This is a genomic window from Acinetobacter sp. YH12117, from assembly GCF_013418865.1.
In the GTDB taxonomy this organism is placed as follows: domain Bacteria; phylum Pseudomonadota; class Gammaproteobacteria; order Pseudomonadales; family Moraxellaceae; genus Acinetobacter; species Acinetobacter indicus.
On record NZ_VPBF01000015.1, the window covers coordinates 1 to 26296 of the forward strand.

Here is a 26296-nt window from a genome sequence, read left to right on the forward strand (position 1 = left end):
ATAATTCAAGTGAATTTGTTTGAAAGAAGAACTTTAAAAGCTTTATTTTCACCCGATAAAATACCCATAAAACAAGAGGAAGCTCAAATGAGCTTCCTCTTGTGAAAAATTGTGGGACAGCAATGGTCGCGGCCCTCTTTTTTTATAGATCTAGACATCCATAAGCCACGCTCATCACACCGCCTGTTTGCCCTGGAAAATTGTTATTGCTTTGCAACAATCTGTTTTTTATTTAATTAAAGCCCCTATATTAAACTGCAAGATAAAAATTGTGATTGATCTTGCCATGAAACGCGCCTTTTCCCATTTTCTCCTGCCCTTTGGCCTGCTGACTTCAGCTCTACTTCTGGTCGGTTGTGACCAGCCCAGCGCTCCGGTTTCGGAAGCCGATCCGGACACTGAAATCACCTCCCAGCAGCAAAGCCCTGCGCCACAAGCCGATTTAAAAAGCGGCAATATGTTTTATATTGTGCGCGATGTGGCCGATATGCAGCTGAAAGCCGGTGAGTATGTCGAGCAGTTACGCCAGACCCAGACCGAGCTGCAACAGGCCGTCAACAGTCAGGATCATCAACAGCTACAAAGCGCAGCCAGCAAATTGCAACAGCAATTACAGGGCTTTAATAGCGCCTTAAACAGTTTGAATTTAAAAAGTCAGGAAATTGACAATATTCGCCAGAACATTCTGCAAGCCAATGAACAGGTTCTGGCTTCGCCATTTTTAAATGGTCAGATTGACCTCAGCAAAGTCGACTTTGCCAAAATTCAGCAGCAGATGGGCACAGTACAATCTGAGATGGTGAAACTGGCCAGCATCCTGTTACAGTCAGAGAATGCTGAAAATACTGAAAGCGCAAACACTGACACTGAAAATCAGGCAGCAACTGAATCCTGATTTTCAGGCTCACTGCCCATCTGGGTGGTGAGTCTGCCTGATTCAGAGAATTTTTAGTCTGATTCTGATAGTTAAAATTTAAAAAAATAATGAGTTCATTTAAAAATAAGAGGTCTGCCATGCAGCATCCACTGATTTATTCTGTTGTACCGGTGACATTCCGTTTAGATCTGAAAGATCCATTTATCTTCTGTGCCCATCATCTGGATCATTTTCCGGCTGGCAATGCCCAACTGGGTCCGCAAACGCCACCACAAAATAAAGAATACAATATGTATTATGGCAATGTGGTGCCCGGTTTCCCTGAGCACCCACATACCGGTTTTGAAACCATTACCTTAGTGGAACAAGGTGTGGTCGATCATTTTGATTCACTCGGCAATGCCGGTCGCTATGCCGCTGGAGATGTGCAATGGCTGACCACCGGCAATGGCGTCGAACACTGCGAGATGTTTCCACTCGTGCATGAAGACCAAGCCAACCCAATGGAACTGTTCCAGATCTGGTTTAATTCATCGCCTGAGCAGAAGCAACAGCCAGCTGATTATAAAATGTTATGGCGCGAGCAGATTCCGCATGTAATTGAAGCCAATGCGGCAGGCCAGAAAGCTGATATCCGGGTAATTTCCGGCCAGTTTAAAGAAACTGATGCCCTACCACGTCCACCCCATTCATGGGCAGCGCCGGCTGAAAACAAGGTGAATATTTACCTGATTACCTTAGCGCCTGAAGCTGAGGTGACCATTCCAGCCACCAGCGCCAGTTCGACCCGCTTCTGTTATTTATATCAGGGTAAGAGTTTAGAGCTTGAAGGTCAGCAGATGGACGTGAAACATCTGGCCGAACTAAAACCGGATGTCGAGATTCATTTAAAAGGCGGACTACTTGAATCCCGGATTCTATGGCTTGAAGGTGAGCCAATTGGTGCACCGGTAGCCATGCGCGGACCGTTTGTACTGAATAGCGAAGATGAACTGAACGCTGCCTTTAAACGTTACCGCGACACCCATTTTGGTGAATGGCCATGGCCGAGTCCGGCACCGGTGTTTGAACGCAAGCAGCCACGTTTTGCGACTTATCAGGGTGGTGAGCATAAGGAATATCCTGAACAGCTCTAAATTCTATTTTTATGAGAACAGCTTGGCATGTTTCAGGCTATTTTTATGAAAAATTAAACAATGAAATTATCAGGGTTTGGAAAAATGGATATAGAGCTGGGTTAAGTAAAGATGAATGAAAGTCTTTAGATCAAAAGCAAGTGTTTGCGATTTACACCTTGCAGCAACCGCAAACACAGATGTGGAAATTATTATTTAGGAAGTTGAATAGAAGGCTTAGAACATTTGCCGCCTACTGCCAAACTGTATTTTTCAATCGCCTGCTGACCTTCAGTCTCATCAACCAATTTTACGTTTGCACCACCAACAAATACACCTGGTTTAATGTATTGTTGAACATAATAGTTTTTCCCACTTTGTGTAGTTACGTTCAGGTGATTAGGAGAAAACTCTGATTCTGTAGACACAATATGTGTTTTACCACCTTCTACCTCTGTATAAAAATAAACACCACGTGCAGTTTCACCCAAGCACTCACCGTTAACCCAAATATCTTTCTTGAGTCCTGCACCTACAACGCTATTCGAGCGGTACATATAGATTCCTGCTTGACCTGCTTGTGGCGCTTGAATCTTTTTTTGTTGCTGCACTGCTTGTGGATCTGCTTTCGGAACCGAAGCACAACCAACAAAACCTAATGATAATAATAGCGGTAAAATAATTTTATTTGACACCCCAAATTCCCCTTATTTATTTTTTAAGAGCATGAGATATAACAAATATATAAGTTATTTACTAATATATTCCATTAAATAGTATTCATAAAAAAACCACCCTTTCGGGTGGTTTCTTCAATCTTAAACCAGCAATTACATTGCGCGGTTTTTGATTTTGCGGATCGTTTCCAACTGTGCAGCAGTTTCTGCCAAAGCAGCCAAAGCAGCAGCAGCGTCCAAATCGCTCTTTTGATTCGCCAGCAATTGTTCAGCGTGTTTACGCGCTTCAATAATTGCCGCTTCATCCAAGTTTTCTGCACGGACTGCAGTATCTGCAAGAACCGTAACAACGTGCGGTTGAACTTCTAGAACACCACCAGATACATAGATTAATTCTTCTGTACCATTTTCCAAAATAACGCGGATCGCGCCAGGTTGGAGCAAAGTTACCAGCGGAGCGTGGCCAGGCATAATACCCAACTCACCGCCAGCACCTTTTGCAATTAGCATAGTTACAGTGCCAGAGTACAAAGACTCCTGAACACTTACAACGTCACATTGCATAGTCGCCATGAGAACCTCCTAAATTAGGTAGCTAATTAAAGTTTCTCGGCTTTAGCAATCACTTCGTCAATACCACCAACCATATAGAACGCTTGTTCTGGGATGTGATCGTATTCACCAGCTAGAAGACCTTTAAAGCCACGAATCGTTTCTTTAAGCGGTACAAGTTTACCAGGCGCGCCAGTAAATACTTCAGCTACGTGGAACGGTTGAGAGAAGAAACGTTGGATCTTACGTGCACGGTATACAGTAAGTTTGTCTTCTTCTGACAATTCGTCCATACCAAGAATTGCGATAATGTCTTTCAGTTCTTTATAGCGTTGTAGAACGTTTTGAACTGCACGAGCAATTTCGTAATGCTCAGTACCAACTACCAGTGGATCTAACTGACGTGAAGTTGAGTCAAGTGGATCGATCGCAGGGTAAATACCTTGAGAAGCGATGTCACGGCTCAATACAACAGTTGCGTCCAAGTGAGCGAACGTTGTAGCAGGCGATGGATCTGTTAAGTCATCGGCAGGTACGTATACCGCTTGGATAGACGTAATAGAACCAGACTTAGTTGATGTAATACGTTCTTGAAGAACACCCATCTCTTCTGCAAGTGTAGGCTGATAACCTACTGCAGATGGCATACGGCCTAGAAGTGCTGATACTTCAGTACCTGCTAGTGTATAACGGTAGATGTTGTCAACGAACAATAATACGTCACGGCCTTTACCGTTTTCGTCTTTTTGATCACGGAAGTACTCAGCCATCGTCAGACCAGTCAACGCTACGCGTAAACGGTTACCAGGTGGCTCGTTCATCTGACCGTAGACCATTGCTACTTTGTCTAGAACGTTAGAGTCTTTCATCTCGTGATAGAAGTCGTTACCTTCACGAGTACGCTCACCAACACCAGCGAATACAGATAAACCTGAGTGCGCTTTAGCGATGTTGTTGATCAACTCCATCATGTTTACAGTTTTACCAACACCGGCACCACCGAACAGACCAACTTTACCACCTTTCGCGAACGGGCAAAGTAAGTCAATGACTTTAATACCAGTTTCTAGAAGGTCAGTAGAAGCCGCTTGTTCTGCATAAGAAGGCGCTTGACGGTGAATTGGTAAACGCTCTTCAGTTGCAACTGGACCAGCTTCGTCGATAGGGCGACCAAGAACGTCCATGATACGACCAAGTGTCGCTGTACCTACTGGTACAGAGATCGGCGCGTTAGTGTTAGTTACGTTCAAACCACGTTTAAGACCTTCAGTAGATCCCATCGCAATTGTACGTACAACGCCGTCACCAAGTTGTTGCTGAACTTCTAAAGTAGTTTCAGTGCCATCAACGTGAAGAGCGTCATAGATCTTAGGAACGCTGTTGCGTTCAAACTCGACGTCGATAACCGCGCCGATGATCTGAATGATACGACCGCTACTCATTGCTGTCTCCTCAATTCAAAATAATGTTAAACGGCAGCGGCACCACCAACGATCTCAGAAATTTCCTGAGTAATCGCGGCTTGACGCAGCTTGTTATAAATAAGTTGTAGGTTCTTGATAAGCTCACCTGCGTTATCCGTCGCAGCTTTCATTGCGACCATACGTGCAGATTGCTCACAAGCGATGTTTTCAATCACACCTTGATACACCACAGACTCAATATAACGAACCAATAAACCATTCAGCAGTTCTTCTGCTTCTGGTTCATAGATATAGTCCCAACCGTATTGACGGTTCAGGGTCTTGTCTTCTTCAGCAGCTGCTAAAGGAACAAGTTGTTCGATTTTTTGATTTTGAGTCATGGCATTGACAAAGCCGTTGGACACCAGATAAATACGATCTAACTCGCCTTTATCATAAGCGTCTAACATCACCTGTACAGAACCAGATAACTGTTCAAGACTTGGTGTATCACCTACGTTTGTAGTTGCACCTAGTACTTTACCGCCGTAGTTTTTAAAAAACGAAACCGCTTTTTGACCAATTAAAGCAAATTGAACTTCAATTGACTGCTCTTGTTGCTGTTGTACGTGTTTGACCACTTTTTTGAACAGGTTAATGTTCAAACCGCCTGCCAAACCACGATCTGAAGAAACAATGATATAGCCAACGCGCTTCACAGGACGCTCAACCATATAACGGTGTTTATATTCAGGATTCGCTTGTACCAAATGAGCAATTACACGGTGCATATTTTCGGCATACGGACGGCCTTGAGCCATGCGCTCTTGCGCACGACGCATCTTAGAAGCAGCTACCATTTGCATCGCTCGAGTAATCTTCTGCGTGCTCTTGATACTAGCTACTTTGGCGCGAATTTCTTTTAAGTTTGCCATACGCTTAACCTAGTATTCGAAGGCCCTTTCGAGCCCTCGAAGGTTGATCCGTGAACCAAACCAACACTAATTAGCAAAGTGCTAAATTAGTAAGTTTGAGTCGCTTTAAAGCTTTCAATACCTGCTTTGATTGCAGCTTCGATGTCTTTGTTGTAATCACCAGTTTCATCGATTTGTTGCATTAACGCAGCGTGCTCTGAACGGAAGTAAGAAATTAACGCAGCATCAAAGTCTACGATTTTCTTCACTTCAACGTCAGCCATGTAGCCTTCGTTAGATGCATAAACTGAAACAGCCTGGTCAGCAATTGAGTAAGGCGCATATTGTTTCTGCTTCATTAACTCAGTTACGCGTTGACCATGTTCAAGTTGCTTACGAGTTGCTTCGTCAAGGTCAGAAGCGAACTGAGCAAACGCTGCCAATTCACGGTATTGCGCCAAAGCGGTACGGATACCACCAGACAATTTTTTGATGATCTTCGTTTGAGCCGAACCACCAACACGCGATACAGAAATACCGGCGTTCACCGCAGGACGAATACCCGCGTTGAATAATGATGTTTCAAGGAAGATCTGACCATCAGTAATCGAAATTACGTTAGTCGGTACGAATGCAGATACGTCACCTGCTTGAGTTTCAATAATCGGCAATGCCGTTAATGAACCAGTTTGGCCTTTAACTTCACCGTTAGTGAATTTCTCAACATAGTCAGCAGATACGCGAGAAGCACGTTCAAGTAGACGTGAATGTAGATAGAATACGTCACCTGGGTAAGCTTCACGACCTGGTGGACGACGAAGAAGCAATGAAATTTGACGGTAAGCAACAGCTTGCTTAGACAAATCATCATAAATAATTAACGCGTCTTCACCACGATCACGGAAGTATTCGCCCATTGTACAGCCAGCATAAGGCGCCAGATACAGCATTGCTGCTGGATCAGCTGCAGCTGCTGCTACAACAGTGGTATACGCCATAGCGCCAGTTTCTTCCAGCTTGCGTACTACGTTCGCGATAGTCGATTGTTTTTGACCAATTGCTACGTATACACACTTAATGCCAGAGTTTTTCTGAGCGATGATCGCATCGATCGCCATAGCTGTTTTACCAGTCTGACGGTCACCAATGATCAACTCACGCTGACCACGGCCAACTGGGATCATTGTATCTACTGATTTATAACCAGTTTGTACAGGTTGATCCACTGATTGACGCCAAATTACGCCTGGTGCTACTTTTTCTACAGCATCAGTTAATTTCGCATCAATTGGGCCTTTACCATCAATTGGGTTACCCAAAGCATCTACCACACGGCCTAAAAGTTCTGGACCAACCGGAACTTCTAATACACGACCTGTGCAACGAGCTTTTTGACCTTCTTGAAGGCCTAAGTAGTTACCTAAAACAACGACGCCCACTGAATCCTGTTCTAGGTTCAGTGCCATACCGTATAAGCCGCCGTCGAATTCGATCATTTCACCGTACATTGCATCAGCAAGACCGTGAATGCGCACAATACCGTCGGATACCATAACAATGGTACCTTCGTTTTTAGCGGTCGCGCTGGTGTCCAGATCGCCGATACGCTGTTTAATGAGCGCACTGATCTCGGATGGATTCAGTTGTTGCATTGCGCTATACCTCAATCTTTTTAAAGTTCAGTCTTCTTATATGCAATTACGCAAGAAGACGAGTCCGCATTTTTTCAAGCTTGTTAAGCGCAGAATCATCTATCACTTGGTCGCCTGCACGAATAACAACACCCGCGATTAACGCCGGGTTGACTTCTACTGCAATAGAAACCGTGCTGTTGAAACGCTTTTCCAGCGCCGCTTTCAACACTTGTTCTTGGTCAGCAGACAATGGGAAAGCCGATTCAATTACGACGTCCACATTGTTGTTATTCTGTGATTTGAGCTGTTCATATTCTGCTTGAATTTCAGGCATTAAAGACAAACGATCATTTTCAGCAAGCAAAGTCAAAAAATTTGACAATGCTGCAGTCTGGTCTTCACCTAAAACTTTTGCAAAAACACTCACCTGCTCTGCAGGAGTAAGCTCAGGGCGATTTAAGTAAGCTGAAAATGCTTCGTCTTGTACCGCAGCACTGAGCAATGCTAGTGCTTGTGACCAACTGTCAGTTGCACTTTGCTCAGAGGCATAAGCATATGCTGCTTTCGCATATGGGCGTGCCAACGTCAAGAGTTCAGCCATATTTCGCCTCGCTTAAAGTTTAGCAGCCAGCTGGTTCAGCATGGCATTGTGAGCTTCTGCGTCAACTTGCTGGCTAAGAATTTTCTCAGCACCGGCAACTGCCAAAGCAGCGACTTGTTGACGTAATTCTTCGCGAGCAGCATTGATTTCAGTATCAACAGCTTCTTTCGCCTGTTGACGGATACGCTCACCTTCAGCAGATGCTTGAGTACGCGCTTCTTCGACCAATTGTGCTGCACGACGGTTCGCTTGTTCGATCAATTGAGCCGCTTGTGCTTTCGCTGCGTCTAGCTCTGCCTTAACTTGTGCTTGCGCATCAGCAAGGTCAGCTTTTGCTTTTTCAGCAGCATTTAAGCCATCAGCGATGCGACGCTGACGCTCACTAATCGCATTGATTAGTGGTGGCCATACAAACTTCATGCAGAATGCGACGAAAATCGCAAATGCAATCGCTTGGCCAATCAATGTGAGGTTGATATTCATTGCTATTCCTCAAATAGTGGATTTTTGGGAATTAAGCTGATTAACCTACAAATGGATTAGCGAAGATGAAGAACAAGCCAATACCAACACCGATCATAGGCACAGCATCAAGAAGACCCGCGATTAAGAACATACGAGTTTGAAGTTGTGGAGCCAATTCTGGCTGACGTGCAACAGCTTCAAGGAAGCGACCGCCCAAAAGACCAAAACCAATCGCAGTACCTAAAGCACCGAAAGCGATCAAGATAGCAGATGCAATTGCAACTAGACCTAAAGTGAGTTCCATGAAAAATTCCTCAGAGGTTAGGTTTTATACCAAATTAAGTTAAAAAATTGTGTGCCCAACCGCCCGATGACAGTTAGGCCATACCATTAATGCTTTTCGCTTGCCATGCTCATGTACACGATTGTCAACATCATGAAAATGAATGCTTGTAGCGTAATAATCAAAATGTGGAAAATCGCCCAAGGCACAGACAATGCCCACTGGATCCAGAACGGTAATAACGCGATAAGAATGAAGATTAACTCACCCGCATACATGTTACCGAACAGTCGTAGAGCCAATGAAACTGGTCGCGCCAAGAAAGTAGTCAATTCCAACAATAAGTTGAATGGAATTAAAAGCACTTTAGCAACTGGATTACTTGGGTTAAATGGGTTAAGTGCCAACTCACCAACGAAGCCGCCAACACCTTTCTCACGAATACTATAGAAAATAATTAAGAAGAATACAGAAATAGACATACCTAAGGTAATGTTTGGATCTGTAGTCGGAACAATTTTAAAGTAAACCTGATGAGGGTCCACACCCAGCATAGATGCAATCGCCTGTTGAGCTACATAAGGAATAAAGTCAACAGGGATTAAATCCATCAAGTTCATGAGGAAAATCCACACGAAAATGGTTAATGCTAAGGGTGCAATTAATCGAGACTTCCCATGGAAGGTATCACGTACACTTGAATCTACAAACTCGATAATCACTTCAATTACTGACTGGAATTTACCAGGCACGCCTGAATTTGCAGCTTTCGCGACAATCCAGAACAATAAACAGAAGATCAGACCAAGTCCGATAGACCAACCCATTGAATCCAAGTGAATAGCAGTGAACCCCATCTGTTGAGCTTCTTCAGCAGACTCAGCCAACTTCCATGAACCGTCTGGCATTTTGCCGTACGTCATGTTGGTCAAGTGATGCTTGATATACTCGGTCGAAGTAAGGGCATGTTCTTCAGCAGCCATAAATCACACCTGGTCAATGTCAAAAACAAAAGAGGGAACGAATATCGCGTGCTGCTTGATATCTCGCTCATCTCCTAAAAACTTTTCAATTTTTGCTGCGCCTATACTCGTTTTTGTAGACGTGACACCCAAAACGGAGCGACCCACGACATGGCCTGAACGAGAATAAAACCACAAAACAATGCAACCGGAGACAACGGCTCGACATTGCTTAAAATTAAAATGAATCCTACGATCACAATCGCAAACTTACCGAGCATGCCCCTATACATGTTCGACAGAACTTGTTTAGATGCTCTCGCGCCTGCTGCGCGGAACGACTGCCAGGAAAAATAACAACTTGCAACCCAACATACCAATGCACCAAGTGCGGCACTCAAGGCGGCTGTAGCATCTTTGAATATCCAGGCAATCAATGCAGCAACAGGTATCATGAATGCTTGCAAGAAGACCAAAGCTTTCGCTAATCGTCGGTCAATCAAGCGACTAGTTCGGCTCATTTACTTTCCACTCACAGCATAAATGCTTGACAAGTTTAACTGATGATCGTTTTTTATCGCAGGCATTATAGAGTTACACCCCTGAACATGCAATCTTTTCCCGATCTTAGTCGTATTTTTTTGCACAACTGTAACCGTATTGTCATAATTCAAATTTGCCGCCAAAACGCGCTATTTTTGCGCATTTATTACACATTTTTGCGTTTGGGTAGCCAATTTCTGCCAGGCCTGCACAAAGTCCCCTGCCCCACTCATACTTTCGTCGACCATTTGAAACACAATCGGATTCAGGCGCTGATACTGGCTCTTGCTGGCATGACCTTCGGCCAGTAAACACATTTTCGTGTTTGGACGATGATCATTCATATATTTAATTTGCGCCACCGTCGGAGCGACATGCGGATCATGGGTCAGTGCGCCGGCAAACTTCAGGTTCAGCGGACGTTCCAGATATTGATAGGCATCATGATAAGACCAGTAGGCTTTGGCCGAGGCTTTGCTTTTAAACTTGTCTGCGGTCAGGAGCAGCTCTTGGGCAAAGGCACGGGCATTGGCCCAGTACTGTTCACGCTGCTCAGGCACCTGCTGGGAACGCAAGGCCGCAATAAAAAAGCCAATACGAATGGCATTGTTCGGATCAAGCCAGACATGGGAGTCAACTGTATCTTTTAATGCTGCACCACGAGGGCTACGCTGTGGTAGCGTTTGCAAAATGCCAGAATCTAGCAATGAAATAGCTTTGCTCTGATTGCTGAACAGTTTTTCTAGAGGCGCTTCATGCGCTTTGCCCAGCCAGATCACCAGACCTGCATCCTGAATGGTCTTGCGATGTGCAGGAGTCAAACTGACATCATGTCCGGTCTGGTCGGCCAATAATAAGGTCGGGGTTTCTATGCCTTGTGTAATTTCCTTGGCAATCAGATAAATCGGCTGTGTCGAAATAACAAGACTTTGAGACCAACTCAAGGTACTGAACAAAGCCAGAGCACAGAAGGCGAAAAAACGGGACATGAGCGCAAAATCATAAAACAGGATAGATGTTATATTATAACAAAATAACAAAAATACCTATGTATAATCGAATCTGACTATACTTCATGTTAAAATTTAATGTCCGATTTTCCTCCTACATTTCCTTGGGGTAGCTATGAGCTTATGTTCTCATGAACATCATGATGCATTACATGGCGTGCACGACCATCAAAATATTGAGCAGCGTCTTGCTGAAGCCGAAAGTCTCTGTGCCGCCACAGGTGCTCGCCTGACCCCACTTCGTCGTGAAGTGCTGGAACTGATTTTAAATGCCTCGGGCCCGATGGGGGCATACGACCTGTTGGCCAAAATTAAAAGTGAGTCAGATCGTCCGGCGGCACCACCAACCGTGTACCGCACCCTCGACTTTTTATTAGAAAAAGGGCTGATTCACCGTTTAACTTCTATTAATGCCTATATTCCCTGCTGCCATCCGCGCGAAGGCCATCAGGCGGCGTTTTTAATTTGCACCGAATGCAAAGTGGTCAAAGAAGCTTCTGCGCAGGGTTTACTGCAGCAACTGGCAGAGCTGTCGGCTTCGGACCACTTCACCGCCCATCACAGTATTATCGAGATTTCTGGTTTATGTCAGCACTGCGCCAGCAAACGCTAAGTCCTGCGCCGCTGATTCGCCTTGAACAGATTCAAGTCCGGATTGATGAGCGTGATATTTTAAAACAGGTCGATTTCTCTTTGCATGAGAAAGAAATTGTCACGCTCATTGGTCCGAATGGTGCCGGCAAATCGACGCTGATTAAAGTCATGCTCGGTATTGTCAAACCCACGGCTGGCAAAGTACTGGCCGATAAAAAACTAAAATTCTCCTATGTGCCGCAGAAATTCAATCCTTCACACAGCTTGCCGTTAAGGGTCAAGGATCTGCTGGCTTTAGAAAAATGTAGCAGCACGTTAAAAGCAGAAATTATCCGCGATACCGGTATTGCCAAGCTGGAAAATTCCAAAGTGCAGCAATTGTCAGGTGGTGAACGGCAGCGGGTATTACTGGCCCGCGCCTTATTGCGCCAACCCGATGTGCTGGTGCTGGATGAACCAATGCAGGGGCTGGATATCCAGTCGGAAGCCGAGCTGTATGACTATGTGCGTAGCCTACCAGAAAAATATGGCTGTGCCGTGCTGATGGTCTCACATGATCTGCAATGGGTCATGCAAGGCACGCATCGGGTGGTATGTTTAAATAAACACATTTGCTGTAGCGGCTTGCCCGAAAGCGTGCAGCAGCATCCGGAATATCAGGCCATTTTTGGCACCAACCGGGTGTTCTATCAGCATCATCATGATCATTGTGCGCATGGCGACCATGCCGAGCCGTGTCAGCATGATTCCCGTCCCCATATTCACCCTGAACCGGAAGTCTAAACCATGATGGATTGGTTATCGTTATTACTTCCGGCCTGGATCATGGGCACTTTACTGGTGTTTCTGACCGCGCCACTCGGCTGTCTGATGCTGTGGCGCCGGATGTCTTTTTTTGCCGATACCATGGCACATGGCACCTTATTAGGCGTGGCCATTGCCGGCGCCTTGAGCTTACCGCTGTGGATGGGCGTTACATTTTTAGCCTTATTACTGGTTGGTATTCTTTGGATTCTGCATGATCCGCGCTTACCGAATGATGCCCTGCTGGCCTTATGCTCTGCGACCCTGCTCTGCTCCGGTCTACTGTTTATCCAGCACATTCCAAGCCTGCGCCCGGAACTGCTCAGCTACCTGTTTGGTGATCTGCTCACGATCTCCTGGGCTGATTTACCCATCTTTGCGCTGGTGATTGTCGGTGCACTGCTGGTTCTATATAAGTATTGGCAAGCCCAGATTCAGATTGCCATTGATCCGGATATTGCTGCCAGTGAAGGTATTCATGCCCAGTGGCAACGTCTGATTTTTATGTTGCTGCTGGCCCTGTTTACGGTTCTGGCATTACGCGCGGTCGGCTCGCTATTGATGGGTGCGCTGCTGGTGATTCCGGCGCTCACGGCACGACTGCTGGCGCATTCTCCGAAACAGATGGTGATTTGGGCTTTTGTGATTGCACAAATTGGGGTAACGGTTGGTTTATGGTCCAGCGCCGGCTTAAATACCTCGACCGGTCTGACTATTGTGCTGACCATGGCGGTGATTTTTGCCCTGATCTTTACCATGCAGAAATTTAAAAAACTGGCCTAAACAATCAACCGAAAGGTTCCATCTAGCCCTCTCCTCTTTATCATTGAGAGGGGAAAATCAACATCTATTACTGATGCACCAGACTTAATAAAAATGCAGCACCAGCAAACAGACCGGCAAACGTCCGGTTCATGACTTTCTGCTGACGCGGTGACTTTAATAATCTTAAAACCTTAGCTGCCAGGCCGGTATAGCCCGCCATCACAATCAGATCAATCGTAATCATGGTTGCTGCCATAATCAGATATTGAATCCACTGCGGTTTGGATAAATCCAGAAATTGTGGCAAGACAGCCAGCAAAAATACAATCGCTTTCGGATTGCTCATATTCACCAGAAAACCGTTCAGCAGCAGTCGTCCAGCTGATTTCTGTGGTAAATCCTGCCGGATTTCAATCGAGTGTACCGGCGCTTTCCATTGCAGATAGGCCAGATACAGCAGATACGCTACCCCGAACCATTTCACTGCCAGAAAAGCCCAAGGCGTGGTCGCAAATAGCACGCCCGCGCCGGCCGCCACAATCGCAATCTGTACCAGCAGCGCCAGTTGCAGCCCGATGGCATTCCAGTAACCATGACGAAAACCGTAATTCAGCCCACTCGACATCGAGGCAATCGCACCTGCGCCCGGCGACACACTAATCACCCAACAGGCCAGCATATAGGCCAGCCAAATCTGATAAGACATGGTAATTCACCACAAAAATGACAGATTATTATATGACGATTCATCTTTTAAGTGCGCAGTAAAGAGGCAATAAAAATCTGATCCAGAGACTGTTAAGCTGCTACCGGTTCAGGCACAATAGTTTTAGTGATTGATTATTAAAAACTTAGGAGCCATGAATGACAGCTCAATCTGTAATCTTGCCATTACCTTCAGATCATGCCCGTTTTATTGTTTTACGTTTAAAAGATTTAACTCTTGAGCAATTAAAAGAAAAATTAGCTGATCTTTTTAATACCCGTGATCGCCTGATTACCCAGCATCCTCATGCACAAATTAAAACTGCCGTGGCCTTTGGACCTGAACTTTGGGCACAACTGTACTCCCAAACTCCAGCTGGCTTTAAGCAGCTACAACCGATTGAAGGCGCATTCCAGATGCCTGTCGTACCGGCAGATGTACTCATTCATATTGCCAGTGCCCGTGCGGATATCTGTTTTGCCCTGAGTCAGTCTTTCTTTGAGGGTATTCAGGATCAGGTTGATGTTCTGGATGAGCGGGTCTGCTTCCGCTATTTTGATGGCCGCGACATGACCGGCTTTATTGATGGCACAGAAAACCCGCAATTCCCGGATGACCGTGCTGAAGTCGCTTTACTGGGCGAAGATGCCGGCATTTTTGAAGATGGTTCCTTTGTCTTTGCCCAGCGTTATGCACATGATTTAGATAAATGGAAACGTCTGAAAGTCGATGCACAAGAACAAGTGATGGGTCGCACCAAACTTGAGTCGATTGAGCTAGATGATGAGGTGAAACCTGACAATGCCCACGTCGCCCGTACCGTAGTTGAAGATGATGAAGGTGAAGAAATGGAAATTCTGCGTCATTCCCTACCGTATGGGGATGGGCAAGGTGACCAAGGCTTATTCTTTATTGCCTATACCAAGGATTTAACCATTCTGGATGCGATGCTTGAGCGTATGTTTGGCACCTCGGGAGATGGTATTCATGACCGTTTACTGCATTTTGTCACCGCTTTAGATGGGGCTTACTACTTCGCTCCAAGTGAAGAGTTGCTGGAAACGGTGTTGGAAGGATAATTTATAAAGCCGACGAGAGTCGGCTTTTTTAGTAATAATTTAAAGTTATCAGCTAGCGTTTAATTTCTCAGAGTGATATTTAAATTAAATATTAATTTCAAAAACAGGTTGCGTTAATTTTATTTAAATTAAATCTAGTTTCATCGAGATCTTTAACTTCTTTATTAATTGGCGTATATGTTGCCCCCCAAAATTCATTACCTTTTGAGATAAACGTAAAACTGGCTACCTCTCTATTATCCTCTAATTCTTTATAGGTTGTTTCCAATGCTTTTGACTCATCATCATAAATAACAGTTTTTACTTCCTTTAACTTATGAAAGGAAGTAAAAGGTCTATGGATTATTCTAGAGTTGTATCTATCAAAAGCAATTTCTATCTTCGATGTATCATCCTTTAGACAATAGTATACTTCAGATATAAGTGTTTCACTTGTTTTTGCACAAGATATCATTGAAAATAAATAAATTATTATAAATATAAGCTTTTTAACCACTTAATTTTCTCCTAGCTAATACTTCTGCTTTTTCCTGTGTGTAGCCATATCTCTTAGGTGGTTTAAATTTTTGATTCTTGGAAAGTTCAATAAATCTTGCATAACCTTTTCTTGCTTCACTTAATGATTTTGTACATCCAATTTTCTTGTATTCAGGGTCATGCCACAACCCCCAACCAAATACCTCACCAACCATATCATTAACTATACTATTCTCTAATTTAAAATGGCTTTGTTGCATAAATATGTAAGCATCTGATTTAAATAAATTTAATTTTGGATCAAAAAATAATCAAAACCTTTAAAATCATATAGTTATGAAATCTTTGTGCAACAAAGCCCTTTATAGTAATAGAGTTCCTCTCCCCCCTTAAGGAGAAAACTAGAATAGGGAATTTTTAATTAATTACAATTCTTATTGATAATTCTTGGACTTATAAATTTCTTTAATTCATAAAATTTTAAAATGAAAAATCACAAAATATCAGATATCAATATATAACCTTTTACTACTTTCCCACCCATACTTAAATATTCAATATTTAAGTAAAATTCATCTTTATTTTTTACAATATTTTTTATCCTTACAATATCCCCATTAATTAAATAAGATCTTTTCTTATTAAAATATTGATCAAATAAAAAAGCCTTTCTTGAGGATACTTCAACTTTCTCGACTATTTTACCTAAGTCACTCTTCAATATATAAATATTATTAGGATTTGAAAAAAAAGTAGTTAAATTTAAGTTTGGAGCTAAAGTCCTCCATTCTTCTTTCAATATATATTTCCCAGACTCTAAAAGATATATTCTTTTATAGCTTATTGCTCCATCTTTAAACCTTTCAATAATTCTATTTTTTTTAAATTCTGGATCGTATAATGGACTCAAATAAAACTCTTTTACCTCTTTAGAAGATATCTCAAAAATCCTGTATTGACCACTTGGGTTGCAATCCTCTGTGTAATTCACCACCAAATATTTATACTTACTATTATTTATTTCCTCTAACCAAAAACCATTTTTATTATAACAGTAGTCATTACCATTGAATAAATAAAATTTTTCTCCCCCTTTCCTATAGTAAATATTATTATCTTCTTTTACTAAAATATCTTTTGCTGACAAATTACCTGAAAAAATCAATAATAAAAAAATGAAAAATTTATTTAAAACCATTCCTTTTCTCCACTTCTCTCAATATTTTTATAAATAACTTCTTTCTTTCCAACATCCCATTATTTCCACCATTTATTCTCTTACTCACAGACTCAACTACTTTTAAATGATGACTATCACTATAGTTACTATTTAAATCTGGATACCCTTTATAAATTAAATTATCTGCATTTTTAAATATATTAAATGCCCATACAGAACTTTCCACTGCATGAAATAAGTCATCACAAATTAATTCTGGGTTACTAACTACATCTATTCCTGAGTAGTTTTTATATTTTTTATATGCACTTTTCCAAGTTAGCTGAATTAGACCTCTTCCTTTATACTTAGGACCATCTCCAAAAGATGTATTTCCTTCAGCTAAGATTTGATTTCTTCTTCGACATGCTCGACTATTTTTAACGTCACAAACAGATGGCGGAAAGTTAGATATATCATAATCTTTCCCACTAGCATATTCAATTAAGGTATTAAAGTGGTCACACTCATGATAAATTTGTGCTAAAAAATGACATAACATTAATTTATCTTTTAAATTATGTTTTCTAAGACTTTTATTCAACTCAGGAACAAACTCTTCTGGCGTAGTATTTTGTGTTGATCTCCCATTCATTACGCGATGAGAAAATAGTTTTCTAGAACCATAAACAGCTTTAAAAAAGCTTAACGAAATAATATCTTCTGAATCATTATCAATCCTTTTATCTAAATTAGGTTTATTCTCCTCTGTGGTTCCTTCAATAATATCAACATCTAGATGTAATTTAACAGCTTCCTCTTTAACTCTTTTGGCCACATAACTTACTGGATCTAAAGGTTTTCCATCTGGTTTGAGTACAGTAAATTGTAATCTCTGCCCAACCATACTTATTAACGGCAGTTTTCCATTGGAAATCGAATAAACCTTTTTCTTCCCGGTAGCTACAATTAACATCTCAATATTTGTTTTTTCAATAACGTAATTACTACCTTCACGATCTACAAGCGTTAGTGTAGAAGTACTTTTAAACTTTTCATAGGGTTCATCTAATTGAATCAGAATAGGTTTTTCCGTGCCATTACCTGAATTAAGCGATCTTTTTAAAACAAACTCATCATTCGATGTTAAGGCTAAAAATTCAATATCACGATTAGCCGAAGAGAGGACTTCAACTCTTCCTTGATCATCTGTAATACGTTCAAAACTTTTCTTTCCCTTTGGTCGTGTTTGTATCGGAAAATTAGCCATAATCTTTCCATGAACATCAACCACTTGAAAAGGTGTTACCACCAAACCATTCTGAGAAATCGTACTATTCATTTGTCGATATTCTTCAATGGTGTTAGGTAACTGAATTTTTATAGGATGCTCTGAAGAGGAGAGTGTCGAAGAATTAATGACCTTCACCACAGTATAATCAGATGCCTTCGGTGGTTTTGCTAAAATTTCTACCATCCGATTAGGAGAAGCTTGAAAGACAAATAAGCCATCTGTATCTGTTTTCTTCAGATTCTCTCTCGATGAATTTTGATAACGTGATTTCACCTTCAGATTTCTGACATATCGTCCAGATTTATCATAAAACTTAGAGGTAATGGTCACCAGTTTACTCATGATTCAATATCCTCGTGTGTAGACACCTCATCCTCCTGATCTTCTTCTATTTCTTCGAGCAAATAATCAATCTGTTCATCACTCACTGCTCCACTCAAATGTGTACGCAAAGAGTTAAAGCCCAGTGCAATAAAGTCAGTTGACTGCGACGTATAGAACCTAAAAGTACTCAATTGATTTTGTTCATTTAATATGGATTTATTGGTTTTCAGAAGTTTTCCATCAGTTTGATCAATCACAAAAATTTCTTTTTCTCCTGCAGATGAGCTATTCCATTGATAATTAATCTGATTACTGAACAATGTTGCCATCTGAGGTAAGCTCATCTTCGGTTCAACCACATTTTGTGGCTGTAAAAACAGATGCTGCCCTGCTTTCACCTCGAACTTGCCACCCGTGGTCGGTAACACACCTGAACCACTAATCTCAATCTGACTTCCTCCAGCCACCAATATAATTTTTTTACTCGCCTTGACTTCAATCCTGTCTTCCGTCGAAATAATTTGCACCCCCTTTCTGGCAATAAGATCTGCACCATCACCCTGTGCCTGAATCTCAACCTTGCCTTTACCTACATACAGTCGTGCACCATCTTGTGCTGCAAATAAACTCAGTTTCTGGCTGGCATGTGCTATCAAAGACTGCTGCGTACTCAGGTTAATACTCTCTCCGGCACTGTGGCTGATCTGACCATCGGCAGAAAGGTGTACATCTTGCTGGCTACTTAAAGCAATAGAGTTTGGTGCACTGAGAATCATCAGTGCCTGTTTAAAAGCAGCGGCTTTGCTTTCATCCTGCTGTTCGATCTGCTCTAAAAAGTTCTTTAAGTTATCGAGAACTTCTAAAGGATCGGTCTGCTGGTTTTTGGCCACTTCACTTAAGGCTTGAGCATTGTTCAGGCTGCTTTCTAGCTGACTCTTGGCTTCACTGGCATCGAGATGATTGCCTTCGGCTTGTGCCTGTGGATGGGTGGAAATCAGTAAGCCTTCTCCAGCACGGACTGCACCCCACTGATCGGTTCTCAGTTCAAAACCTTCACCACGGCCATCACTTTCGGCACTGGCTTTGGGATGGCTCAAGTTCCCCAGGTTCAGTTGGGTAGAACCATGACTACTTTGCAGCTGGGCAGAAATCTGCTTCGGAGTATCATCAAAACGCAGCTGATTAAAACCACTGCCTTCAATTTCCTGTGAGCGGATCCCGCTGAGTTTTTTGGTGTCGGGTAGCTGGCCTAGGGTATCAAAGCGGGTTGGCGAGCGTTCTGCTTCATGTAAACGCCCCACCACAAATGGCCGGTCGATGTTACCGTCGAAGAAGTCGATCACCACAATTTCATTAATCCGTGGCAGGAAGCGGGCCCCATAGCCTTCTCCGGCCCAGGGGGTCAGTACATCCACCCAGGCGGAATCGGTGTCATTGTCATTACTGCCGGCCCCGCCATCATGCTGATGGTCATCACTGCGGGTAAACAGGAAACGGACTTTGATTCGGCCCCATTCATCGACATGGATGCTTTCGCCAGCAGGACCGACTACCCGGGCGCGCTGTGGATGAGCCGCCGGTCGGTGCCGTAGTGGATGATATTCCGGTACGGTGCGGATATTGCGGCGTTGTAAGGTTAAGGTATTGCCTTGACGTTCATCCGGGTGTTGTTCGTGTTTAACATTAATATGGCTATGCCAGTGGCTCTGGCTGAGTAGTTGGTTAATCTGCTGATTGAGGTCTTTGGGTAAGTTGTTCTGGTTATAGAACTGTTTGCCGGTAATTAGAAATTCTTTGTCGGCTGCGCTGTGCTGGTCAATTTCGGGATGTTCATTCAGTTCAAACCAGTAGCCGACCTGGGCATCACGGACGGTGGAATGGGCGCTGAAGTATTTGGATTGCAGGTCGTGGTAGTGACTGAGGTTCTGGTTCAGTTTGTCCAGCTGGTTATTAGAGGATGCGGTGGCCTGGTCTTCGCCATTTAAATCCTGCATCCAGGCCGGGCTGATCTGCCAGGCTTGTTCCAGACTTAAGCTGGCATTGTCCTGATTGTGGCTGTGCTGGTGTTTGCTTTGCACTGAACCGGCACCTTCTTCCTGGCTCAGGCTATCTGACTGCCAGCGTTGCAGATGTACGGCAGTGGGTTGCAGGCTGCGCTGGGCAATCAACTGGGTGATGCTATCTAATTGTTCGGTGGCACTGGAGCGATGAAAACGAATGCTGCGGCGGTTTAAAGCACTGTACTGGCTGTTATCATCAATCAGGCGCAGTTTCTGGGCCTGAATCGGGCTGCTGGAATGTACGACCTGTAACTGGGCTTCATCAATCAGCCAGTTAATGCCTTCACTGCGCCAGAGCCGGGTCAGGAAGTCATAGTCGGTTTCATTGGACTGCATGATAAAAGGACGCACATCCAGTTCCTGGGTCAGTCCGGTTAAGTCCAGGGTCAGGCTGGCGGCAAAGAGTGGGCTTTTGTTTTGCCATTCTTTAAATAAAATTTCACTGACTTCACGCACGCTTTTATTCATAAACACGCGGCTATTACGGCGTTTATGCCAGAGTGCGGTTGGATCTTCTAGCGTAAGTTTATAGAGGGTGAGTGAACCATCACTTTGGCCTTGCGCGGCTGCGGTGATAATACCGCTGCTGCGAAACAGCTGGCCCTGGTCAGTGACCTGATCGACGGCAACCTGCGCGCCGATAAACTGTTTTAACGGAATCTGCGCGTTGGTCGAAAGACAGATCAGTTCGGCATGTAAACCGTCATTGAGCTGGTGTTCACCATCGATGCGCTGTAAAAAAACATCGGTATTTAAGGCAGGCTGAGAAAATTGAATATGGAGGGCACGTTTTTGTGGGCTGAGGCCGGCCTGCTCCAAGGCAGTATGGATATGAACACGGGTTATCATTGTTATAAAAGCTATTGTTTTAATTTGCCCCGATTCTAAACAATGCTTATTTTTTAATCCAGTCTCCCGCTTTCATTTCGGGGCTACAAACCGCCTGTTTCCGACCAGTTGCGATCAACAGCTGCCCTAAAAAAAAGGAGCCGAAGCTCCTTGTTGTGTTTGTCTATATTTTAGAAGGTAATCCGGCGATAACTGCGGTATTCCGGTTTCCAGAAATTCGTCTCAATGGCCTCTGCCAGTAACTCGTCACTGATTACCGGTGCTACACCGGCCAGCATCGCCGCTTTAGCCACTTTAAAGGCAATAATTTTCGAAACCTTCTGGATTTCATTTAAATCCGGCAGCAGATCGGCCGCTGGATCGAGCAGCATCGGCGAACAGTCTGCCAGTGCATTACTCGACGCCATCAGCATACTGTCTGTGACTCGGGTCGCGCCGGAGGCGACTACACCCAAACCAATACCCGGGAAAATATAGGAGTTATTACACTGTGAGATATGATAAATCTTGCCATGATAATTCACCGGTGCAAATGGACTACCAGTTGCAATCAGCGCCTTACCTTCAGACCATTGCAGGATATCAGCCGGCACCGCCTCAACCCGTGAGGTTGGATTCGACAGTGGCATTACAATTGGTCGCTCACAATTTTCCGTTAGTGTGCGAATAATTTCTTCGGTAAACAGCCCCGGCTGACCCGATACACCAATCAATACCGTTGGTTTGGCATGTTTGACTACATCGAGTAGTGAAATCATGTCATCGGCATTGCCCCAGGCTGCAACCCGTTCAGGCGGCTGTGCCAGTTTGCGCTGGAAGTCCAGCAGATTCGGCTGGTTTTCGGTGATCAGGCCAAAACGGTCAACCATAAATACCCGCGCACGCGCTTCGGCATCGCTTAAACCTTCATACATCATCTGCGCAATAATCTGCTCGGCTATGCCGCTACCAGCGGAACCGGCACCGAGGAAAGCCACCACCTGATCTTTCAGCTGTTTACCAGCGGCACGTGAGGCAGCAATTAAACTGCCCACCGAAACGGCTGCGGTGCCCTGAATATCATCATTAAAACAGCAAATCTGGTCACGATATTTGTTTAACAATGGCATCGCATTGTTCTGAGCGAAATCCTCAAACTGGATCAGCGCTTTTGGCCAGCGGCGCTGGATCGCGGCAATCACTTCATCAACAAAGACATAGTATTCATCGCCGGTAATCCGCGGCTGATTCCAGCCCATATAAATTGGATCATTCAGCAGTTGCGGGTTGTTAGTACCTACATCTAAAGTAATTGGCAAGGTATAAGCCGGGCTGATCCCACCACATGCGGTATATAAGGATAATTTGCCAATCGGAATCCCCATCCCGCCAATCCCCTGATCACCAAGACCTAAGATGCGCTCGCCATCAGTGATTACAATCACCTTCACGTTTTTCTTGTTCACATTTTGCAGAATGTCATCAATATGGCCGCGGTCCGGATAGGCCAGGAAGATGCCACGATGACGGCGGTAAATATCAGAAAAACGCTGGCAGGCTTCGCCGACCGTCGGGGTATAAATAATCGGCATCATTTCACTTAAATGATGCTCAATTAAGTGATAGAACAGGGTTTCGTTGGTGTCCTGAATATTTCTTAAATAAATATGCTTGTTGATGGCATCGTTAAACGACACATACTGCTGATAGGAGCGCTGACTCTGTTCTTCAATGCTCTCGATGGCATGTGGAAGTAAACCGTGGAGATTAAAATGGCGGCGTTCCTCTTCTGTAAATGCACCGCCTTTATTAAGCAAAGGCAGCTCCAGAAGCGTGTTTCCGGCATAAGGGATGTAAAGCGGTTTTTTGGTGGCTGAATTCGCTGATGTCATTTCCGATCTCATTATTCGATGATCCAGAAGGAGGCTCAAAGCAAAAGTTCCTCTGGGAGATAAGCTAGCTTAGCCCGTTTTGAGGACAATGGGGTATTTAGAAAATTGATAATGATTTGTGGATAATTTAGGTACTGAATAAATTTGTCCAATCCGGCATCCAGTCACGAAATAACGCTTTCCCGAAGCTCAAAATGCGGTTTTTTATGCCCAAATCAATCCCCTGCCTGTTTAGCTTACAAATCCTCGACCCATCAGGATGTAGTTTTTCGCTGTTTTTCTGTTACATGCAGCCAGTGCAGATTTTTCAATTGGCCTCAATTTGGGTATGCTCTGGGGCAAAACACAACGACATATTTAAAAATCATGTATATCAAGCCATGGATTACACTGGGCGGTTTGGCCGCTGTGCTGGGGTTAGGCGGCTGCCAGACCCTTTCCAATACCACTGAAAAAGTCAGCGATCAGGTGACCGGTTTATTCTCCAGTAAAGACAAAGCGCCGAAAATCGACAAAGATGGCGTGGTGGATATCAGTAAAAAAACCCTGGAGCAACTGGAAAAATTTACTGCCAGCATGCCCACTCAACAATGGGTCTATATTGAAAATGAACAGCTGGGACGCTATCAGCTGAAAAACAAGGCTCAGGATGGAGTGATTCTGACTCTGGCCCTACACTGCAAGATCAGCAGCCAGCGACCGACCTTCTCGCTCAGCAACGCCGAGGGCAAGACATTGTTAAAGGCCTATGATCCGAATGCCGGACAGATCCAGTTCCTGCTCGACAATCAGAATTATGGCAATCCTTTTAATGTACATACCGATGAGCCATTGAAACGCTTCCAGGCAGCCATTGCGCAGGCCAAGGTGATCAAGATTTTTAATGCCTCCCGGCTTTATACCTTCCAGAATGGCAATGCCGATCTGCTGAGTAAACCGGTGTCCTGTCAGGAGTCTGGTGCATCGAGCTAAATATTATTTGGGTGCGCCCGGCATATCCACCAGCATCGCGGTAAACCGGCGCACCAGCGGCAACACCACCAGCACCACTGGAAAGGCAATGGCCCAGGAAATCATCCAGTTCTGGAACCACAGTGTGATCAGCCCCTCGACCCAGCCCAGCGCACGCAGCATATTGACCATTGAAATAATACCGCTCATCAGGCCAGACAGCAGCAGCGGCATAATAATGCCCGCCCATTTTGCTGGCAGTTTAGGAATATTGGCGATGATTACAGGACGTTTGGCGTGCATGCGTGCTCCTACAGCGGGACAAATCCGTCATTGATCAGGTCATTTCATGGCCATGGTAGCATTTTCAGGCTACAGATGGCGCAGAATGTCGGACAATCTTCATTCACTACAAATGCGTTCACCTAAAGACAGTGAAATTTGCTATATTTGCTGTTTTTCTGCGACATTTATTTTTCGACTGATTATGAATACGGCAATCCAAGCAGCTCTTGAACATGCAGTGCAATCCCTTCAAGCAGAAGGTGTCCTCCCAGCAGACTGGAACAACACCAGTAATTTGACGCGAACCAAAGACCGAAGCCACGGTGACTTTGCCTCAAATATCGCCATGATTGCCTCTAAAGCTGCGGGCATGAAGCCGCGTGTTCTGGCCGAAAAAATTCTGGCTGCATTGCCAGAAGTGGCAGATATCAGCAAAGCAGAAATTGCCGGTCCGGGTTTTATCAACTTCTTCTTAAATGCCGACCAGCGTTTTGCCATTCTTGATCAAATCCAGGCACAGCAAGACCAGTTTGGTCGCACCAAGGTCAACGCGGGCAAACGCATTCAGGTTGAATTCGTTTCTGCCAACCCGACGTCCAGCCTGCACGTGGGTCATGGTCGCGGTGCCGCTTATGGCATGACCGTTGCCAATCTGCTCGAAGCCACTGGCGCAACCGTAGATCGTGAATACTATGTGAACGATGCCGGCCGTCAAATGGATATTCTGGCAACATCAACTTACTTACGTTATCTGGAACTGACCGGTCAGGAACTGGTGTTCCCGAAAAATGCCTATCAGGGTGATTACGTCAAAGAAATCGCGCAAAGTATTATCGACCAGGATGGTGATGCTTATGTACGTCCAGTGGCCGATGTCTATAAAGATGTACCGGAAGATGTGCAGTATGCAGCTGAACCGGATGCAGAAGGCAACAAGGTGGTCCTGTCTGGCGACAAAGAAAAACACATTGATGGTCTGATTTTCAATTCACAAACTTTAATTGGCGAAGGCTATCGCGTATTCCATCAGGCGGCTTTAAAAGCCATTCTGGATGACATTAAAGATGACCTCGGTGAATTTGGCGTAACCTTTAACCAGTGGTTTAGCGAAGCCTCTTTAACTGAAAAAATTGATGAAGCGCTGCAAACACTGGATCAGCGTGGTTATCTGTATGAGCAAGATGGCAACATCTGGTTTAAATCGACTGAGTTTGGCGATGAAAAAGACCGCGTGGTCAAACGTCGTAATGGTCAAACCACTTATTTCGCTTCAGACATTGCGTATCACCTGAACAAATTACAACGTGGCTATACCGACCTGATTGATATCTGGGGTTCTGACCACCACGGTTATATCTCCCGTGTAAAAGCTGCAATTGATGCGATGGGTTATGACTCGAAAAAACTAACTGTTTTACTGGTGCAGTTTGTCAGCTTATGGCGCGGCGGCGAGATGGTTCAGATGTCTTCCCGTTCTGGCCAGTTCGTGACCTTGCGTGACCTGCGTAAAGAAGTCGGCAACGATGCAGCACGTTTCTACTACGTCATGCGTAAATCTGAACAGCACATCGACTTTGACCTGGATTTAGCAGTCTCACAAAGCAAAGACAATGCGGTGTATTACATCCAGTATGCACATGCGCGTATCTGCCGTATGCTGGAAAAAGCGGCCAGCACAGGCGTGAATTTTAATGCGCTTGACGCGCGTCAGTTTGCGGTCAAGCTGGAACTGGAGGCTGAAACTGAAATTCTGGCCAAGCTGGCGGCTTATCCTGAAATCGTGACCCGTGCTGCCAATGCCTGCGAACCCCATCAGGTTGGTAACTACTTGAAAGAATTAGCAGCTTTATTTCACGGCTGGTATAATGAACACAAAGTGCTCAATGATGATGCTGCGCTTACTCAAGCCCGCTTATTGCTTTCAGTAAACGTACAACAAACATTGCGCAATGGTTTAGAATTATTAGGTGTTTCTGCACCTGAAAGCATGTAAACCAAGACATTCTTCTGCTGGGCAGGCGTACCATCACGTGCCTGTCCAG

At 44.3% G+C, this 26296-nt stretch carries 27 protein-coding genes; 8 read left to right on the top strand and 19 right to left on the bottom strand.

Translation table 11 applies throughout. The features are described from left to right. Positions 1-286 precede the first annotated feature (286 nt). Together FTU55_RS07145 and FTU55_RS07150 are read left to right on the top strand one after the other, a co-directional pair. The gene (locus FTU55_RS07145; RefSeq protein ID WP_127800678.1) at positions 287-895 is read left to right on the top strand and encodes a hypothetical protein; all 609 of its coding nucleotides are present in this window, start codon (positions 287-289) and stop codon (positions 893-895) included. Between the two features lie 119 nt (positions 896-1014). After that, positions 1015-2013 carry a pirin family protein gene (locus FTU55_RS07150; RefSeq protein WP_180046629.1) on the top strand — a complete coding sequence of 333 codons (999 nt, stop codon included), beginning with the start codon at positions 1015-1017 and terminating at the stop codon, positions 2011-2013. Between the two features lie 191 nt (positions 2014-2204). On the opposite strand, the gene FTU55_RS07155 is transcribed toward FTU55_RS07150, so the two are convergent. The 11 genes from FTU55_RS07155 to FTU55_RS07205 form a co-directional block, all read right to left on the bottom strand. Then, a complete protein-coding gene (locus tag FTU55_RS07155) occupies positions 2205-2687 on the bottom strand; it encodes a DUF2846 domain-containing protein (protein WP_180046631.1) in 483 nt (160 codons plus the stop codon). Between the two features lie 135 nt (positions 2688-2822). Next, complete coding sequence (locus FTU55_RS07160) at positions 2823-3242, bottom strand: F0F1 ATP synthase subunit epsilon (protein WP_005181432.1); 420 nt, start codon at positions 3240-3242, stop codon at positions 2823-2825. A 26-nt stretch (positions 3243-3268) separates the two neighbouring features. Further along, positions 3269-4663 carry a F0F1 ATP synthase subunit beta gene (gene atpD, locus FTU55_RS07165; protein WP_005181429.1) on the bottom strand — a complete coding sequence of 465 codons (1395 nt, stop codon included), beginning with the start codon at positions 4661-4663 and terminating at the stop codon, positions 3269-3271. 26 nt (positions 4664-4689) lie between these two features. Further along, a complete protein-coding gene (gene atpG / locus FTU55_RS07170) occupies positions 4690-5559 on the bottom strand; it encodes a F0F1 ATP synthase subunit gamma (RefSeq protein ID WP_005181426.1) in 870 nt (289 codons plus the stop codon). 86 nt (positions 5560-5645) lie between these two features. Further along, a complete protein-coding gene (gene atpA / locus FTU55_RS07175; protein WP_005181412.1) occupies positions 5646-7190 on the bottom strand; it encodes a F0F1 ATP synthase subunit alpha in 1545 nt (514 codons plus the stop codon). A 46-nt stretch (positions 7191-7236) separates the two neighbouring features. Continuing rightward, positions 7237-7773: a F0F1 ATP synthase subunit delta gene (locus tag FTU55_RS07180; RefSeq protein ID WP_075168156.1), complete on the bottom strand. Its 537-nt coding sequence runs from the start codon at positions 7771-7773 to the stop codon at positions 7237-7239. Positions 7774-7785: 12 nt separating this feature from the next. Then, positions 7786-8256 (bottom strand): F0F1 ATP synthase subunit B, encoded by a 471-nt coding sequence (locus FTU55_RS07185; protein ID WP_005181403.1) that lies wholly within the window; start codon positions 8254-8256, stop codon positions 7786-7788. 40 nt (positions 8257-8296) lie between these two features. Next, positions 8297-8542 carry a F0F1 ATP synthase subunit C gene (gene atpE, locus FTU55_RS07190; RefSeq protein WP_000424060.1) on the bottom strand — a complete coding sequence of 82 codons (246 nt, stop codon included), beginning with the start codon at positions 8540-8542 and terminating at the stop codon, positions 8297-8299. An 86-nt stretch (positions 8543-8628) separates the two neighbouring features. Then, positions 8629-9504, bottom strand: coding sequence for a F0F1 ATP synthase subunit A (gene atpB / locus FTU55_RS07195; RefSeq protein ID WP_004970145.1), 876 nt, complete (start codon positions 9502-9504; stop codon positions 8629-8631). 101 nt (positions 9505-9605) lie between these two features. Further along, positions 9606-10004: an ATP synthase subunit I gene (locus FTU55_RS07200; protein WP_005181400.1), complete on the bottom strand. Its 399-nt coding sequence runs from the start codon at positions 10002-10004 to the stop codon at positions 9606-9608. A 171-nt stretch (positions 10005-10175) separates the two neighbouring features. Continuing rightward, positions 10176-11015 carry a metal ABC transporter solute-binding protein, Zn/Mn family gene (locus FTU55_RS07205; protein WP_016658982.1) on the bottom strand — a complete coding sequence of 280 codons (840 nt, stop codon included), beginning with the start codon at positions 11013-11015 and terminating at the stop codon, positions 10176-10178. Positions 11016-11151: 136 nt separating this feature from the next. Here FTU55_RS07205 and FTU55_RS07210 point away from each other — a divergent pair, with 136 nt between their 5' ends. From FTU55_RS07210 to znuB, 3 genes are read left to right on the top strand one after another with little or no spacing between them, the layout of a single operon-like run. Beyond that, positions 11152-11649 (top strand): transcriptional repressor, encoded by a 498-nt coding sequence (locus FTU55_RS07210; protein WP_005181393.1) that lies wholly within the window; start codon positions 11152-11154, stop codon positions 11647-11649. Next, complete coding sequence (gene znuC / locus FTU55_RS07215; protein WP_016658981.1) at positions 11622-12413, top strand: zinc ABC transporter ATP-binding protein ZnuC; 792 nt, start codon at positions 11622-11624, stop codon at positions 12411-12413. Before FTU55_RS07210 ends, znuC begins: the two co-directional genes overlap by 28 nt. A 3-nt stretch (positions 12414-12416) precedes the next feature. Next, positions 12417-13217, top strand: a complete 801-nt coding sequence (znuB, locus tag FTU55_RS07220) for a zinc ABC transporter permease subunit ZnuB (protein WP_016658980.1) — start codon at positions 12417-12419, stop codon at positions 13215-13217. Between the two features lie 67 nt (positions 13218-13284). On the opposite strand, the gene FTU55_RS07225 is transcribed toward znuB, so the two are convergent. Further along, entirely contained in the window at positions 13285-13905 is a 621-nt protein-coding gene (locus FTU55_RS07225) for a LysE family transporter (protein ID WP_005181385.1), read from the bottom strand. A gap of 158 nt (positions 13906-14063) precedes the next feature. Here FTU55_RS07225 and FTU55_RS07230 point away from each other — a divergent pair, with 158 nt between their 5' ends. After that, on the top strand, positions 14064-14984 hold the full coding sequence (locus tag FTU55_RS07230) for a Dyp-type peroxidase (RefSeq protein ID WP_005181383.1): 921 nt from the start codon (positions 14064-14066) through the stop codon (positions 14982-14984). 97 nt (positions 14985-15081) lie between these two features. On the opposite strand, the gene FTU55_RS07235 is transcribed toward FTU55_RS07230, so the two are convergent. The 6 genes from FTU55_RS07235 to FTU55_RS07260 all read right to left on the bottom strand — a co-directional run bounded on the left by FTU55_RS07235 (position 15082) and on the right by FTU55_RS07260 (position 23018). Beyond that, positions 15082-15480 carry a hypothetical protein gene (locus tag FTU55_RS07235; protein ID WP_034598110.1) on the bottom strand — a complete coding sequence of 133 codons (399 nt, stop codon included), beginning with the start codon at positions 15478-15480 and terminating at the stop codon, positions 15082-15084. Next, positions 15473-15721, bottom strand: a complete 249-nt coding sequence (locus tag FTU55_RS07240; protein ID WP_180046633.1) for a hypothetical protein — start codon at positions 15719-15721, stop codon at positions 15473-15475. Before FTU55_RS07240 ends, FTU55_RS07235 begins: the two co-directional genes overlap by 8 nt. A 233-nt stretch (positions 15722-15954) precedes the next feature. Next, entirely contained in the window at positions 15955-16659 is a 705-nt protein-coding gene (locus tag FTU55_RS07245) for a hypothetical protein (RefSeq protein WP_180046635.1), read from the bottom strand. Continuing rightward, on the bottom strand, positions 16646-18256 hold the full coding sequence (locus tag FTU55_RS07250; protein WP_104511416.1) for a glycoside hydrolase family 19 protein: 1611 nt from the start codon (positions 18254-18256) through the stop codon (positions 16646-16648). Before FTU55_RS07250 ends, FTU55_RS07245 begins: the two co-directional genes overlap by 14 nt. Next, a complete protein-coding gene (locus FTU55_RS07255) occupies positions 18253-21147 on the bottom strand; it encodes a type VI secretion system Vgr family protein (RefSeq protein WP_180046637.1) in 2895 nt (964 codons plus the stop codon). The genes FTU55_RS07250 and FTU55_RS07255 overlap by 4 nt, the downstream gene beginning before the upstream one ends. 170 nt (positions 21148-21317) lie before the next feature. Then, positions 21318-23018: an NAD-dependent malic enzyme gene (locus tag FTU55_RS07260; protein ID WP_180046639.1), complete on the bottom strand. Its 1701-nt coding sequence runs from the start codon at positions 23016-23018 to the stop codon at positions 21318-21320. A 366-nt stretch (positions 23019-23384) separates the two neighbouring features. Here FTU55_RS07260 and FTU55_RS07265 point away from each other — a divergent pair, with 366 nt between their 5' ends. Next, positions 23385-23990, top strand: coding sequence for a hypothetical protein (locus FTU55_RS07265; protein ID WP_180046641.1), 606 nt, complete (start codon positions 23385-23387; stop codon positions 23988-23990). 3 nt (positions 23991-23993) lie between these two features. On the opposite strand, the gene FTU55_RS07270 is transcribed toward FTU55_RS07265, so the two are convergent. Beyond that, positions 23994-24272 carry a DUF2798 domain-containing protein gene (locus FTU55_RS07270; RefSeq protein WP_005181365.1) on the bottom strand — a complete coding sequence of 93 codons (279 nt, stop codon included), beginning with the start codon at positions 24270-24272 and terminating at the stop codon, positions 23994-23996. 184 nt (positions 24273-24456) lie between these two features. On the opposite strand from FTU55_RS07270, the gene argS reads away from it, so the two are divergent. Next, a complete protein-coding gene (argS, locus tag FTU55_RS07275; protein WP_180046643.1) occupies positions 24457-26247 on the top strand; it encodes an arginine--tRNA ligase in 1791 nt (596 codons plus the stop codon). Positions 26248-26296: the final 49 nt, after the last annotated feature.